The organism is Micromonospora sp. KC723 (genome assembly GCF_004348595.1).
GTDB lineage: Bacteria > Actinomycetota > Actinomycetes > Mycobacteriales > Micromonosporaceae > Micromonospora.
Window position 1 is genome coordinate 13,541 of the sequence record NZ_SMKD01000016.1, and the last position, 15,015, is coordinate 28,555.

At 73.5% G+C, this 15,015-nt stretch carries 13 protein-coding genes; 8 read left to right on the forward strand and 5 right to left on the reverse strand.

What is annotated here, in order from left to right:
* Nucleotides 1-55 precede the first annotated feature (55 nt).
* The gene (locus tag E1165_RS06240) at nt 56-1,714 is read right to left on the reverse strand and encodes a dolichyl-phosphate-mannose--protein mannosyltransferase (RefSeq protein WP_243704618.1); all 1,659 of its coding nucleotides are present in this window, start codon (nt 1,712-1,714) and stop codon (nt 56-58) included.
* Nucleotides 1,715-1,806: 92 nt separating this feature from the next.
* On the opposite strand from E1165_RS06240, the gene rsmI reads away from it, so the two are divergent.
* Complete coding sequence (gene rsmI / locus E1165_RS06245; RefSeq protein WP_371687306.1) at nt 1,807-2,646, forward strand: 16S rRNA (cytidine(1402)-2'-O)-methyltransferase; 840 nt, start codon at nt 1,807-1,809, stop codon at nt 2,644-2,646.
* 99 nt (nt 2,647-2,745) lie between these two features.
* Here the strand turns inward: rsmI and E1165_RS06250 are convergent, their stop codons facing one another.
* Nucleotides 2,746-3,645 (reverse strand): hypothetical protein, encoded by a 900-nt coding sequence (locus E1165_RS06250; RefSeq protein ID WP_243704619.1) that lies wholly within the window; start codon nt 3,643-3,645, stop codon nt 2,746-2,748.
* A gap of 147 nt (nt 3,646-3,792) precedes the next feature.
* Here E1165_RS06250 and metG point away from each other — a divergent pair, with 147 nt between their 5' ends.
* Nucleotides 3,793-5,595 (forward strand): methionine--tRNA ligase, encoded by a 1,803-nt coding sequence (metG, locus tag E1165_RS06255; RefSeq protein ID WP_132388626.1) that lies wholly within the window; start codon nt 3,793-3,795, stop codon nt 5,593-5,595.
* 96 nt (nt 5,596-5,691) lie between these two features.
* On the opposite strand, the gene E1165_RS06260 is transcribed toward metG, so the two are convergent.
* Nucleotides 5,692-6,918: a hypothetical protein gene (locus tag E1165_RS06260; RefSeq protein WP_132388628.1), complete on the reverse strand. Its 1,227-nt coding sequence runs from the start codon at nt 6,916-6,918 to the stop codon at nt 5,692-5,694.
* Between the two features lie 82 nt (nt 6,919-7,000).
* Between E1165_RS06260 and E1165_RS06265 the strand changes: the two genes are divergently transcribed.
* From E1165_RS06265 to E1165_RS06290, 6 genes are all read left to right on the forward strand, one after another.
* Nucleotides 7,001-7,930 (forward strand): TatD family hydrolase, encoded by a 930-nt coding sequence (locus E1165_RS06265; RefSeq protein ID WP_132388706.1) that lies wholly within the window; start codon nt 7,001-7,003, stop codon nt 7,928-7,930.
* A 31-nt stretch (nt 7,931-7,961) separates the two neighbouring features.
* On the forward strand, nt 7,962-8,831 hold the full coding sequence (gene rsmA, locus E1165_RS06270) for a 16S rRNA (adenine(1518)-N(6)/adenine(1519)-N(6))-dimethyltransferase RsmA (protein ID WP_132388630.1): 870 nt from the start codon (nt 7,962-7,964) through the stop codon (nt 8,829-8,831).
* A 133-nt stretch (nt 8,832-8,964) separates the two neighbouring features.
* Nucleotides 8,965-9,921 (forward strand): 4-(cytidine 5'-diphospho)-2-C-methyl-D-erythritol kinase, encoded by a 957-nt coding sequence (locus E1165_RS06275; protein ID WP_132388632.1) that lies wholly within the window; start codon nt 8,965-8,967, stop codon nt 9,919-9,921.
* Between the two features lie 220 nt (nt 9,922-10,141).
* A complete protein-coding gene (locus E1165_RS06280) occupies nt 10,142-11,941 on the forward strand; it encodes an ABC-F family ATP-binding cassette domain-containing protein (RefSeq protein ID WP_132388634.1) in 1,800 nt (599 codons plus the stop codon).
* 113 nt (nt 11,942-12,054) lie between these two features.
* A complete protein-coding gene (locus E1165_RS06285) occupies nt 12,055-12,510 on the forward strand; it encodes a DUF4383 domain-containing protein (protein ID WP_132388636.1) in 456 nt (151 codons plus the stop codon).
* 146 nt (nt 12,511-12,656) lie between these two features.
* Nucleotides 12,657-13,175: a DUF4383 domain-containing protein gene (locus tag E1165_RS06290; protein ID WP_132388638.1), complete on the forward strand. Its 519-nt coding sequence runs from the start codon at nt 12,657-12,659 to the stop codon at nt 13,173-13,175.
* A 24-nt stretch (nt 13,176-13,199) separates the two neighbouring features.
* On the opposite strand, the gene E1165_RS06295 is transcribed toward E1165_RS06290, so the two are convergent.
* Both E1165_RS06295 and E1165_RS06300 read right to left on the reverse strand, forming a co-directional pair.
* Nucleotides 13,200-13,874 (reverse strand): TetR/AcrR family transcriptional regulator, encoded by a 675-nt coding sequence (locus tag E1165_RS06295; protein ID WP_132388639.1) that lies wholly within the window; start codon nt 13,872-13,874, stop codon nt 13,200-13,202.
* Nucleotides 13,875-13,990: 116 nt separating this feature from the next.
* Nucleotides 13,991-14,950: an acyl-CoA desaturase gene (locus E1165_RS06300; RefSeq protein WP_132388641.1), complete on the reverse strand. Its 960-nt coding sequence runs from the start codon at nt 14,948-14,950 to the stop codon at nt 13,991-13,993.
* Nucleotides 14,951-15,015 lie beyond the last annotated feature (65 nt).

Sequence of the window (15,015 nt, forward strand, 5' to 3'; positions counted from 1 at the left end):
GTGCTTCATGTGTGCCTCCGGGTGTCCGGCCCGTGACCAGGCGTTTCCCCCACCGTCAGATCCAGCGGCCGTCCAGCCACATCCGGGCGGACCAGTCCTGGTACGGAAGCGTGTTGCCCACGAAGACGGGATAGAAGTAGGCGAAGCAGAGCGCCACCAGCAGCACGTACGCGCCGACGATCACACCACCCACCAGGCGCTGGTCGGCCCCCTGCTCCGGGTCCGCCGCCGCCCCTTCCGGGGTGGTCGGCGTGACGATCGCACCCAGCACGTACACCACCGCCAGCACCAGGAACGGCAGCGCCGGGGCGGCGTAGAACGAGAACATCGTCCGGCCGTCGAGGGCGAACCAGAACCACGGCAGCAGCCCGGCCGCGACGCTGAGCAGGATCGCCCCGGCCCGCCAGTCCCGCCGGGCGATGCCCAGCCAGGCCGTGGCGGCCAGCGCCGGCAGGAACGACCACCAGAGCAGCGGCGTGCCCAGCAGCAGGATCTCCGCCGCACAGCTCGGTGCCCCGCAGACGCCTCCCCCGGACCAGTAGAAGGCCACCGGGCGGCCGAGCAGCAGCCACTGCCACGGCCAGGACTGGTACTTGTGCCTGCTTTCCAGACCGGTGTGGAAGTCGAACGCCGCCTTGTGGTACTCGAACAGGTTGTTCAGCGCCCCGATGACCGGGGTGTCGCTCAGCCCCGGCGTGTGCGGGTAGCGCTCGGCCAGCCGGTAGTAGCCGTCGTCGCTGAGCAGCCAGCCCGACCAGGTCGCCACGTACGTCACGACCAGCAGCAACCCGGCCAGCACCAGCCAGGGCAGTTCGTCCAGCAGCGCGTCGCGCCACGGCCGGCGTACCCCGGCGGAGCGGCGCACGCCGACCTCCCACAGCAACGCCAGCAGGCCGAACGCCGGCACGAAGTAGAGCGCGCTCCACTTCACCGCGACCGCGCAACCGAGCAGCACCCCGGCGGCGAGCCGCCACCAGGGCCAGGTACGCCACCCGCCGGCGGGCCGGCCGGCGGGGCCCGGGGCGGTCGGGTCCAGCCCGTCCTCCAGCGCGCGGGCCCAGCGCCGCCGCCGGGAGTCCCGGTCGAGCACCAGGGCGCCGAAGGCGGCCAGCACGAACAGCAGCAGGAAGATGTCGAGCAGCGCGGTGCGGGAGAGCACCAGGTGGAAACCGTCCAGCGCCAGCAGCAGGCCGGCGGCGCAGCCGAGGGTGGTGGAACGGAACAACCGGCGCGCGATCCGGGTCAGCATCAGCACCGACAGGATGCCGGCGAGGGCCGCCGCGATCCGCCAGCCGAACTCCGGGGCGGTGGTCACCAGGTGGCCGGGCACGCTGATGTTGTGCTCCTGGTCCTGGTAGCCGAAGGCCCACTCACCGAGCCCGATCAGCCACTTGCCCAGCGGCGGGTGCACCACGTATGACGGGCCGTTGTCCTTGTAGTTCCACTCGACGCCCCTGTCGATCAGCGCGTAGGCGTCGCGGGCGTAGTAGATCTCGTCGAAGATCTTCCCCGGCGGGTGGCTCAGGCCGAGCAGGCGCAGAATCGCGGCGATGGTCACCACCACGGCCGTGGCCACCCAGGAGTTCACGTCCAGCCGGGCCTCGACGGTGGCCAGCCGGCGGCGGACGACCGCCGTGACCCCGCCGCCCCCGGTGGGGGGCGTCCTCCGTTCGGAACCAGCCTCCGCGCTCTGTGCTGTCGCCGCACTCGTCACCCGCCGATCGTAGGCTCTGGAGGTGCCCGGTGGTGTCCGTCGTCGCCGGTGCTGGCACATCCGTCGATGAGGGAGCGTCACTGGTGGGTGAAATGTCCGAGCTTGGGCGGCTGGTCCTGCTCGGTGCTCCGTTGGGTAACCCGGCCGACGCCTCGGCGCGGTTCCGCGAGGTGCTGGGCACCGCCGACGTGGTCGCCGCCGAGGACACCCGCCGCCTCACCCGGCTCGCCCGGGACGTCGCGGTGAGCGTGCCCGGCCGGATCGTCTCCTACTTCGAGGGGAACGAGGAACGACGCACCCCCGAACTGGTCGAGGTGCTCACCGCCGGGTACACGGTCGCCCTGGTCACCGACGGCGGCATGCCGAGCGTCTCCGACCCCGGTTACCGTCTGGTCCGGGCCGCGCTGGACGCCGGCGTGCCGGTCACCGCCGCGCCCGGCCCGAGCGCGGTGACCACCGCCCTGGCCCTGTCCGGGCTGCCCTGCGACCGGTTCTGCTTCGAGGGCTTCCTACCTCGTACGCCCGGGTCCCGCCGGACCCGGCTGCGGGCCCTCGCCGCCGAGGAGCGCACCCTGGTCTTCTTCGAGGCCCCGCATCGGATCGCCGGCGCGCTGGCCGACCTGGCCACCGCGTTCGGCGCCGACCGCCCGGCCGCGCTCTGCCGCGAGCTGACCAAGACGTACGAGGAGATCGTCCGCAAGCCACTCGGCGCGCTGGCCGACTGGGCCGCCGAGGGAGAGCCCCGCGGCGAGATCACCCTGGTGGTCGCCGGCGCGCCGGCACGACCGGCGGAACGCCCCGACGACGACACCCTGCGCGCGGCGGTGGCCGCGCGGGAGGCCGCCGGCCTGTCCCGCCGCGACGCCATCACCGAGGTCGCCACCGAGTACGCCCTCCGCCGCCGCGACGTCTACACCGTCGTCCACAGCTGACCCGCCCGCGAGGGCCGGCAGCCGCTGCGGGTAGGCGTGGACCTGGGCGGAGCAGGGGACCACGACGCCGGTGGCCGGGCCACCCGAGCCGGGCCGGTGCTACCAGGCGGCGACCAGGAAACCGAGGGTGATCAGGGCGGGGCCGGCCCAGGCCGCCGCCGTGGCCCCACGGCGCTGCCGCGGATCGGCGAGCCGGGTGGCGCCCGTCCCCCGGGCGATCCCGGCGCCGCAGCCGGCCACCACCAGCAGCCCGAGCACCCAGCGCAGGTGCCGGCCCACGCCGGTGTCCACGTACGCGGTGTCGTCGTCCGCCCCGGTCATCCGGGCCGGCAACGCCGTGCCGGTGCCGCGCTTGTCCGGCACCCCGCTGACCCGTACCCCGTGGACGCGGAACCGTTCCCGGTCGGCGGTGAAGATGCCCCGGCACCGCTGGGTCAGGCCGCCCCCGGAGCAGTCCGTGACCACCACCGTCCCGGTGCTGGCGTGCCCGACCGCCAGCCAGAACGGCCCGGCGCTGACCCAGGCGAAGAAGGCGGCGACCAGGCTCAACGCCAGCAGCACCGCCAGGCCCCGCGCCGGGTCCGGTGGGCGGGGGGCGCGGGTGCGCGCCGAGGCGGCCGGCGCCTTCCGCGCCTGCTTCGGCTCCTCCCGCAGGGGCGTGCCGTCCCAGTGCACCTCCTCGATCGGGGGCCAGCAGAACCCGCCGTCGTCCGCCGTACCCGGATCGCGGTCGGGCTCCGCGCGCTGCCCGCGCGGCCGGCGGACCGGAACCCGGCTGGGTACCGCGTCGACCGGGGCCCCGGTCGTCGGCTCGACCTCGACGGCCGGGTCGTCCCACCCGGGGCGCACCCGTGGCTGCGGCGCGAGCGCGCCGTCGCGGGCCGGCCCCGGCGGCCCGGGCGGTCGCGGGGTCGGATCGGTCGCCGCGCCAGGCCCGGTCGGGGCCTGCGCCGGAATACCGGGGGAGGGTTCGTCGGGTCCCGCGCGTCTCGCCGCCACGGCGTTCATTGGACACCGTGGCCACGCCGTCGGAGTGCAGCTCAAGCCGCGTGTCGGCGACAAATCGGGCCGCCGTTCTGCCGGTGCGCGTGGGACGCGCCCTATTGGTTCGCGGGCAGCCGGGGCCGGTCACTAGGCTTGCTGGTCATGAGTCACGTTCTCGCCGCGGTCGCCTGGCCCTACGCCAACGGCCCGCGCCACATCGGCCACGTATCCGGATTCGGCGTTCCCTCCGACGTCTTCGCCCGGTACATGCGGATGGCCGGCCACGACGTGCTCATGGTCTCCGGCACCGACGAACACGGCACCCCGATCCAGGTGCAGGCCGACGCCGAGGGGGTCACCCCGCGCGAGCTGGCCGACCGGTACAACCGGGTCATCGCCGAGGACCTGAAGGCGCTGGGCCTCTCCTACGACCTGTTCACCCGCACCACCACCCGCAACCACTACGCGGTGGTGCAGGAGGTGTTCGCCGGGCTGCACCGCAACGGCTACATCGTCCCCAGGGTCACCACCGGGGCGATCTCCCCGTCCACCGGCCGGACCCTGCCCGACCGCTACATCGAGGGCACCTGCCCCATCTGCGGGTACGACAGCGCCCGCGGCGACCAGTGCGACAACTGCGGCAACCAGCTCGACCCGGTCGACCTGATCAACCCCAGGTCGAAGATCAACGGCGAGACGCCGGAGTTCGTCGAGACCGAGCACTTCTTCCTCGACCTGCCCGCCCTCGCCGACGTCCTGCGCCAGTGGCTGGACACCCGCGAGGGCTGGCGCCCCAACGTGCTGCGGTTCTCGAGGAACCTCCTCGACGACCTCCAACCCCGGGCCATCACCCGGGACCTGGAGTGGGGCGTGCCGATCCCCCTCGAAGGCTGGCAGGACCGACCCGACAAGCGGATCTACGTCTGGTTCGACGCCGTCATCGGCTACCTGTCCGCCTCGATCGAGTGGGCCCGGCGCACCGGCGACCCGGAGGCGTGGCGAAAGTGGTGGTCCGCCGACGGGCAGGGCAAGACCGCCAAGGGTTACTACTTCATGGGCAAGGACAACATCGTCTTCCACTCGGTGATCTGGCCGGCGCTGCTCAGCGGCTACTCCGGCGAGGGCTCCCGGGACGGCGCCCCGGGTGAATGGGGCCGACTCAACCTGCCCACCGAGGTGGTCTCCAGCGAGTACCTGACCATGGAGGGACGCAAGTTCTCCTCGTCCCGCAAGGTCGTCATCTACGTCCGGGACTTCCTGGAGCGCTACGACGCCGACGCCCTGCGCTACTTCATCGCCGTCGCCGGCCCGGAGAGCAACGACACCGACTTCACCTGGGCCGAGTTCCTCCGCCGCAACAACGACGAGCTGGTCGCCGGCTGGGGCAACCTGGTCAACCGGTCCATCTCGATGGCGGCCAAGAACTTCGGCGCGATCCCGCCGATCGACCCGGCCGGGCTCACCGAGGCCGACGAGGCGCTGCTGGCCACCGCCCGCGCCGGCTTCGCCGTCGTCGGCGACCTGATCGCCCGGCACCGGCAGAAGCAGGCCATCGGCGAGGCGATGAAGGTCGTCGCCGAAGCCAACCGGTACCTGTCGGAGCAGGCCCCGTGGAAGCTCAAGGGCGAGGACGACAAACCCCGGATGGGCACCATCCTGCACGTCGCCCTCCAGGTGGTCAGCGACGCCAACACGCTGCTCACCCCGTTCCTGCCGCACTCCGCGCAGCAGATCCACGAGCTGCTCGGCGGCACCGGGGTGCACGCGCCGATGCCGGTCATCGAGGAGGTCGACGACCTCGACGGCGGTCCGGCGTACCCGGTGCTCACCGGCGACTACACGGTCGGGGCGCGCTGGGAGTCCGTCCCCGTGCAGGCCGGCCGTCCGCTCGCCGCGCCCAGACCGGTCTTCCGCAAACTCGACCCGTCGATCGTCGAGGAGGAACTGGCCCGGCTGGCGGGCTGACACCGGCGGGGCGGGCGCCGCCCGCCCCGGCCGGTCGGACCCCGGCCACCGCCGGTGAGGAAGGCGCAGCGGTCAGGCCGGCCCTCGCGGCCCGCCTCATGCCAGCGGGTACGGCACGTCCACCACCCGGTCGTCGGTGACCTCCGGCCCGGGTGCCCACACCTCGTACACGCCCCGCTCCTGGCACTGCGCGCCGGTGTCGGCCACCGCGTCCGGATCCGGGGCGCACAGCCGCAGCCGCAGCCAGCCCGACTCCTCCCGCAACACCTGGCAGCGTGCGCCCCGCCAGTGCGCGTACCGCAGCCGGCGGGCCACCGACTCCACCGGGTACCGGGCCGCCCGCGTCACGGCCAGCACCCGGAACCCGCCCGGCAGGTCCGCCACCGCCTCGTACTCGACACCCGCGTACCCGCCGACCAGCTGGGTCGAGCGGGGCGCGTCGCCGGTCGGCAGGTACTCCTGGTCGGGGGAGATCCCCGGCACCCCGGCCAGCAGGTGCCGGAACCTCGGGCCGACCATCCGCAGCCAGCCCCGCTGCTCCGCCTGGAAGCTGTAGAGCACCACCTCCGTCCCGTCGGCGGTGTACGCCACCAGGCTCGCGTTCGCCGGCAGCGGCAGATCGGTGAAGTCCCGGGTGACGAACTCGGGAATGAGCTGCCCGTTGCTCGGCACGAACCCGGTGCCCAGCACCGGCGGGCCGACCCGGTCCCGGGGCGGCAGCGCCGGCAGGCCCCGGTGCGCCGGGCCGACCGGCACGTCGTAGTCGGTCGGGTCGACGGCCCGCCAGCGCAGCGCGTACGCCACGTCGCCGGCCGCCGCGCCGTCGCCGCGCAGCACCGCCAGCCCCGACGGGGTACGCAGGTGCGCCACGTCGTGCTCGCGGAAGCAGAAACCGTGCGGCAGCCAGCCCCGCACCATTCCGGCGAGTTGCCCGGCGGAGAGCACCTTGACCATCCGGGTGCCCCGCCGCACCACCGCCGAGGCACGCACCGCCACCAGCGTCGGATCCCCCGCGGCCGCCGGCTGCTGGCTGAGCTGGTGCACGTACGACCAGCCCCGCTCGCGGTGCAGCGGCACCAGCAGCGGCGACTCCGGCTCCTCGGCCGGTTCGGCGGCTCCGTGCACCGCGCCCACCTCGGTGACGTGGACGAACCGGCGCCACGGCAACGCCGACCCGGCCCGGGGCGCCCACTCGAAACCGGGTGCCTCCTCGGCGCTGAACAGCTCGTACGCCGCGCCCCGGGCGATCTCCTCCGCCGGGTACGTCGTGCCCTCGAACGTCACGTGCAGTCCGGCGCCGCGGGCCTGGGGTGTGACGGTCATCCTGCGGACAGTAATCGCGCTCGATAGCAGCCGGGTGAACAGTTCGTGGCGTCCCGGAAACGCCACCGTCGGGCGGTGTGTGATGCTGGCCGTGATGAGTGAGCGCACCGAATCCCGCAAGCAGCGCGCCGCCCGCCGGGCCGGGGAGTTCCCGCCGGCCCCGGAGCCGCTGCCCCGCCCCGTGCCGGACAGCCACACCCACCTCGACATCACGGTCAGCGAGGCCGGGGCGCCCGCGCGGGAGCTGGGCCGGGGCGGCGAGCCGCGCGGTCACGACCAGGACGACCCGGTCGCCGCCGCGATCCAGGTGGCCGCCGGCGTCGGCGTGGACCGGCTGGTCCAGGTCGGTGTCGACGTCGACTCCTCCCGCTGGGGCGCCGACGCCGCCGAGAGGTACCCGGCGGTGCTGGCCACCGTGGCGCTGCATCCGAACGAGGCGCCCCGCCTGGCCGACCTGGACGAGGCGTTGCGCCAGATCGAGGCGCTCGCCGGCCGGGACCGGGTACGGGGCATCGGCGAGACCGGCATGGACTTCTACCGCACCGGGGACGAGGGGCGGGCCGCGCAGGAGGAGAGCTTCCGCGCGCACGTCGCCATCGCCAAGCGGTACGGCAAGGCACTGGTCATCCACGACCGGGACGCGCACGCCGACGTGCTGCGCATCCTCGACGACGAGGGCGCCCCCGACACGGTGGTGCTGCACTGCTTCTCCGGCGACGCCGACTTCGCCCGCGAGTGCGTCCGCCGGGGCTACCTGCTCAGCTTCGCCGGCACCGTCACCTTCGGCAGCGCCGGCGCGCTGCGCGAGGCCGCCGCGCTCACCCCGCTCGACCAGATCCTGGTGGAGACCGACGCGCCCTACCTGACCCCGATGCCGCACCGGGGGCGGCCCAACGCGTCGTACCTGATTCCGCTGACGGTCCGGTCCCTGGCCGCGACAACCGGCGCCGACCTGGACGAGCTGTGCGCGGCGATCTCCGCCACCGGCGACCGGGTCTTCGGCCCGTGGTGAGCGGGCCCGGCCCCGCCGCTACGCTACGGGCGTGACCGGACTCCTCGGCCCGGCGGAGATCCGGGAACTCGCCGCCCGGCTCGGGGTGCACCCGACGAAGAAGTTCGGCCAGAACTTCGTGCACGACCCGAACACGGTCCGCCGGATCGTCACCGCCGCCGGGCTCGCCCCGGACGACGTGGCTCTGGAGGTCGGTCCCGGCCTCGGCTCGCTCACCCTGGCCCTGCTGCCGGTGGCCGCCCACGTGCACGCCGTGGAGATCGACCCGGTGCTGGCCGGCGCGCTGCCGGAGACGGCCGCCCGGCACGCCGGGGGAGACGCCGCCCGGCTCACCGTGCACCACGCCGACGCGCTGCGGGTCACCGCCGCCGAGCTGGCCGACCCGGCGCCGACCGCGCTGGTGGCGAACCTGCCGTACAACGTCGCCGTGCCGGTGGTGCTGCACCTGCTCGCCGAACTGCCCAGCCTCCGCCACGGCCTGGTGATGGTGCAGAAGGAGGTCGCCGACCGGCTCGTCGCCGGACCGGGCTCCAAGGTGTACGGCGTCCCGTCGGTGAAGCTCGCCTGGTACTCCCGGGCCCGCGCCGCCGGGCGGGTGCCACCCAACGTGTTCTGGCCGGTGCCGAACGTCGACTCCGGGCTGGTCGCCTTCACCCGCCGCGAGCCGCCCCGCCCCGACGTCGCCCGGGAGGCCGTCTTCGCCGTGGTCGACGCCGCCTTCGCCCAGCGCCGCAAGACGCTGCGCGCCGCCCTGGCCGGATGGGCCGGTGGCCCGGACCGGGCCGCCGCGGCGCTCACCGCCGCCGGAGTGGACCCCGGCGCGCGCGGGGAATCGCTCACCGTGGAGCAGTTCGCCGCGATCGCCGCGTCGGCTCCCGCCCCCACCGACGCCGCCCAGTAGGCTGGCGCCGTCCCACCACGCGTGTACGCGTACGACCGATCGACGGCGGGTGCGAGCCGGCCGTCGACTCCGCCGAGGAGCTGATCGTGGAGAAGCCGTTCGACATCCGCCTGTGCCCGCGGGACCTCGCCCCGTGACCGAGGCCTGGCGACCGGACGACGAGGACGAGCAGCGGCGGCGGGGTGCCAGCGGGCCGGTCAAGGTCCGGGTGCCCGCCAAGGTCAACCTGCACCTCGGGGTGGGGCCGCTGCGTCGCGACGGCTACCACGAGTTGAACACCGTCTACCACGCGATCTCCATCTACGACGAGCTCACCGCCCGCCGAGGTGACACGCTCACCCTTACCATGGAGGGCGAGGGCGCCGGCGAGCTGGCCCTGGACGACTCCAACCTGGTCATCAGGGCGGCCCACGCCCTCGCCGGGTACTCCGGCGTCATGCCGCACGCCCGGCTGCACCTGCGTAAGCAGATCCCGCTCGCCGGGGGGTTGGCCGGCGGCAGCGCCGACGCGGCCGCCGCCCTGGTCGCCTGCGACACCCTCTGGGGCACCGGGCTGTCCCGGGACGAACTGGCCGGCATCGCCGCCGACCTCGGCTCCGACGTGCCGTTCCTGATCCACGGCGGCACCGCTCTGGGCACCGGTCGGGGCGAGGCGGTCAGCCCGGTGCTGGCTCGCCCCACCTCCTGGCACTGGGTGGTGGCCATCGCCGACGGCGGGCTGTCCACCCCGGCCGCCTACCGGGAGCTGGACCGGCTCCGCGAGGCCGGCACCGCCGGTGAGCCGCTGGGCAGCACCGACGCGCTGCTCGCCGCGCTGCGCCAGCGCGACCCCCGGGTGCTCGCGGCGACCCTCGGCAACGACCTGCAGGACGCCGCGCTGGCCATGCGTCCGGCGCTCGCCGAGACCCTGAAGGCCGGTGAGGCGGCCGGCGCGCTCGCCGGCATCGTCTCCGGGTCGGGGCCCACGTGCGTCTTCCTCGCCGCCGACGCGGCGGACGCGGGACGGATGGCGGCCGAGCTGGCGGCGGCCGAGGTGTGTCGGCAGGTCCGGGTCGCCCACGGTCCGGTTCCCGGCGCCCGCGTCATCTGACGCCCACCGCCCCGTCCCGGCCGGTGTGCCGGGGGCGCGTGGTCGACGCCGTTTGCCCACATCGTGCCGTCGAACAGCCCGGATACCCCCAGAATGCCGCAATCCGAGTCGTCCAGGCGGACGGCCGAGGCCGGGGCGCGGACGGTCCGCGTACCCTTGGGGCCGGGCGTCCCGAGGTGCCAGCCGGCACCGGGGCGCCCTGACCATGGGAGGTGAGGTCGTGGCCAACATCGTCAACCTGGACCGGGTGTCCAAGGGGTACGGCGCCGCCGGGCCGCTGCTCACCGACGTCTCGCTCGGCCTCGACGACGCCGACCGGATCGGTGTGGTCGGCCTCAACGGCGCCGGCAAGTCCACCCTGCTGCGGCTGCTCACCCGGCAGGAGGAACCGGACGACGGCCGGGTCACCCACCGCCGCGACCTGCGCGTCGCCTCGTTGCCGCAGAGCCTGACGCTGGCTCCCGACGCCACCGTCCGGGACGTCGTGCTCGGCACCGCCTGGCTGGCCGAGAGCATGGGTGCCGAGCACGAGTGGGCCGGCGACGCCGGTGTAAGGGCCATCCTCGACGGCCTCGGCATGCCCCACCTCGGTCTCGACCAGCCGGTCGGCCCGATGTCCGGGGGCGAGCGCCGCCGGGTGGCCCTGGCCGCGCTGCTGGTCCGCGAGGCCGACCTGCTGATCCTCGACGAGCCCACCAACCACCTCGACGTCGGCGGCGTCGACTGGCTGGCGAGGCACCTGGTCGGCCGCAAGGGCGCGCTCGTCGTGGTCACCCACGACCGGTGGTTCCTCGACGCGGTCTGCACCACGACGTGGGAGGTCGCCGACCAGACCGTCCGGGCGTACGAGGGCGGCTTCGCCGCCTGGACCCTGGCCCGCGTCGAACGGGAACGGGTGGCCGCCGCCACCGAGGCCCGCCGGCAGAACCTGCTCCGCAAGGAGGTCGCCTGGCTGCGCCGGGGCGCCCCGGCCCGGACCTCCAAGCCGAAGTTTCGGATCGACGCCGCCAACGCGCTGATCGCCGACGTGCCGCCGCCGCGCGACACCACCTCACTGCAACGGCTCGCCACCGCCCGGCTCGGCAAGCAGGTGTACGACCTGGAACGCGTCACCCTGCACGCCGGCCCGAAGACCATCCTCGACGACGTCACCTGGCAGGTCGGGCCCGGCGACCGGATCGCCGTCCTCGGCCGTAACGGCGCCGGAAAGACCACCCTGCTGCGCATGCTGGCCGGGGTCACCCGCCCCGACGGCGGGCGGTTCCACACCGGCTCGACCGTCCGGCCCGCCTTCCTCTCCCAGGAGCTGGCCGAGCTCCCCGGCCAGTTGCGGGTCCTCGAAGCCGTCGAGGAGGTGGCCCGCCGGGTGCAGCTCGGCGACCGCGAGATCTCGGCCGCCCAGCTCGCCGAGATCTTCGGCTTCGACGACCGGCGGCTCTGGACCCCGGTCGGTGACCTGTCCGGCGGCGAACGCCGCCGCCTGCAGATGCTGCGGCTGCTCGCCGGGGAGCCCAACGTGCTCCTCTTCGACGAGCCCACCAACGACCTGGACACCGACACCCTCGCCGCGCTGGAGGACCTGCTCGACTCCTGGCCGGGCACGATCATCGTGGCGAGCCACGACCGCTACCTGATCGAACGGGTCACCGACAGCGTGTACGGGATGTTCGGCGACGGCCGGCTGGTGCACCTGCCCGGCGGCGTCGACGAGTACCTGGCCCGTGCCGCCGGGGCGGACCTACCGGCCAAGGCCCTCGCCGACGTCGCCGGGGCGGCCCCCACCGGCGCCGGCATGTCCGCCGCCGAGGCCCGGCAGGCCCGCAAGGAGTTGACCCGGCTGGAACGGCAGATCGGCAAGCTGGAACAGCGGGAGGCGACGCTGCTCGACCAGCTCGCCGCGCACGCCACCGACTACGCGAAGGTCGCCGAACTTGACGCGCAGCTCAAGGAGGTACGCGCCGAACGCGACCGGACCGAGGAGACCTGGCTGCTCCTGGCCGACGAGATCCCGCCGCTCTGACGGCCGACCGGACGGCCCGCCGGCCACCGGGGGCCGTGTGCGGCGTCACACGGCGCGATGCGGGACAATCGTCGTCGACCTCTCATCATCCGAACGGCGTTGGAGACTCAGCCATGGCCCATACCCCCGTCAACCACCCCGCGCGGCCGGTCTACCGGGCGATCGGCGGGCTTGTCGGCCTGTACTTCGTGGTCTTCGGTGTGCTCGGTGTCATCGCGAGCCTGGGCAACGACCTCTTCGCCCAGGATGACACCAAGGTCCTCGGCCAGGGCACGAACCTCGGGTACTCGCTGGTCAGCATCGTCCTCGGCGGCGTGGTGCTGGCCGGTATCGCGATCGGCCGCAACATCGACGTGGCGATCAACCAGTTCCTGGCGTACGCCCTGATGGTGATCGGCCTGGCGTCGCTGGCGTTCCTCCAGACCGACGCGAACATCTTCAACTTCACCATCGTCACCGACATCGTGGTGTTGACGCTCAGCCTCGTCCTGCTGATGGTCGGCATGTACGGCAAGGTCGGCACCGAAGAGGAGCAGGAGGCCTTCGAGAAGGCCCGCCTGGTGCTCTGAGTTCCGGCGAAACCGGGCCCCGATCCCGCCCCGCCGCAGGCGGGACGGGATCGACCGTCTCTGGCCGTGCCTGCTTCCCGGCGTGGGAGCCCGACGGTGTGGTGCCGGCCTGCCCGGCGGTTCGACGGACATCGGCCCCCGGCTGGATGGACAATTCCCCTCAAGCGGTCAGCTTGGACAAAGGGGTTGTCGTGCACCTACCGTTGAACCACCCGGCGCGCCCGCTCTACCGGGCGCTCGCCGGGCTCGTGGGCCTCTACATCCTCGTCTTCGGTGTGTGGGGTGTCTTCCTCACCTGGGGGGACCCGCTGTTCGACCGGGACGCGAACTTCGCCCTGGGGCTCCGTACCAACCTGGCGTTCTCGCTGGCCTCTGTGCTCTTCGGCGCCGTGTTGCTCATCGGCGCGTCCCGCCGGAACAACCTCGGCCACTACATGAACCTGACCGCCGGGGCGGTCTTCCTGGTCACCAGCTTGCTGATGATGGCCGTGCTACAGACGCCCGCCAACTTCCTCAACTTCTCCATGTCGACCGTCATCGTGTCGATGATCTTCGGGCTGATCCTGCTCGGCACCGGCCTCTACGACAAGGTCGGCACCGACGAACACGCCGAGGAGGAACGGCGCACCCGCCGGCACCCGGTCTCCGGGGCCGGCAGCCGTTGACCCGCCGGTCCCGCCCCGGCGGGCTCAGCCCCGTCGACGGATGATCAACTCCGGCTTCGCCTCCAGGTGCGACAACCCGTTCCAGGCCAGGTTGACCAGGTGCGCGGCCACCGTCTCCTTGCGCGGCTTGCGTACCTCCAACCACCAGCGGCCGGTCAACGCCACCATCCCCACCAGCGCCTGCGAGTACAACTCGGCCAGCTTCGCGTCGTACCCCCGGCTGGAGAACTCGGCGCCCAGGATGTGTTCCACCTGGTGCCCGACGTCGTTCATCACGCTGCTGAAGTTGCCCGTCGCCGACATCAGCGGCGACTCGCGGACCAGCACCCGGAACCCGCTGGTCTCCTCCTCGATGTAGGTCAGCAGGGCCAGCGCCGCCTGCTCCAGCAGCTCATGCGGGTGCCCGGCGGTCAGCGCGGTGGTGATCCGGTCCAGCAGGGCCCGCACCTCGCGGTCGACCACCACCGCGTACAGCCCCTCCTTGCCGCCGAAGTGCTCGTAGACCACCGGCTTGGAGACCTTGGCGCGGGACGCCACCTCCTCGATCGAGGTGGCGTCGAAGCCCTTCTCGGCGAAGATCTGCCGGCCGATCAGGATCAGCTGCTCGCGGCGCTGGGCCGCCGACATCCGCACCCGCGACGCCGGTTTCGTGGCCGCCGTCGCCGCCCGGCGCCGCCCGGCGGTGCTTCCGTCCGTCATGCCGTCACCTCGCCGGCGCTCGGTGACGCCCTGTCGTGGGATGTTCGTTCGGGGTGTCCGTCCTCGTCGGCCACTCCGGACATCCTGCCAGGCGACCCCGACAGGCGCCGTCCGTGCTACCGCGGCTCGGCCGGCCGCGCCAGTTTCGCCGCGATCCGCTCCGGCTTCGGCCAGCGCACGTCCCGTGCCGCGCCGACCCGCTCCAGCAGCCAGATGACCCGGGCCGAGACGTCCACCTGGCCGCGCAACACCCCGTGCCGGGCGCTGGTGGGATCGGCGTGGTGCAGGTTGTGCCAGCTCTCGCCGAAGGACAGCAGCGCCAGCGGCCAGAAGTTCGACGCGCGGTCGCCCGGTCGCATCGCGAAGGGCCGCTCACCGTACACGTGGCAGATGGAGTTGATCGACCAGGTGACGTGGTGCAGCAGCGAGATCCGGACCAGACCGCCCCAGAACAGCGCGCTCAGCGCCCCCGACCAGGACCACGTCAGCAGCCCGCCCATCGCCGCCGGCCCGAGCAGCGAGACGACGACCAGCAGCGGGAAGAGCCGGTCCACCCGTCGGGTGTCGCGGTCGGCGAGCAGGTCCGGGGCGAACCGCGCCCGGTTGGACAACTCCCGGCCGAAGAGCCAGCCGACGTGGGCGTGGAAGAGACCCTTCACCAACCCCCGGACGGTCTCCCCGTAACGCCACGGCGAGTGCGGGTCGCCGTCGAGGTCGGCGAAGGCGTGGTGGCGTCGGTGGTCGGCCACCCACTGGATGATCTCGCCCTGGACCGCGAACGAACCCGCCACCGCCAGCGCGATCCGCAGCGGGCGCGACGCCTTGAACGAGCCGTGGGTGAAGTAACGGTGGTAGCCGACGGTGATGCCCAGGCCGGAGACCAGATACCAGCAGCCGGCGACGGCGACGTCGGTGGCGCTCAACCAACCGCCCCAGGCGACCGGCGCCGCGGCGACCAGGGCCAGGAAGGGTACGACCACGAACGCCCAGAGCGCCACCAGGATGCCCCTGGACTGCGGGCCCTGGGTGAGCGGCTTCGGCCCGGTGCCGGCGGGTTGCGTCAGAGAGGTCGACATGGCACCTCGCAGCAGGAAGATTACGCCTACGTCACCGTAACTTAGGCCGCCGCCCCGGCGCGGTG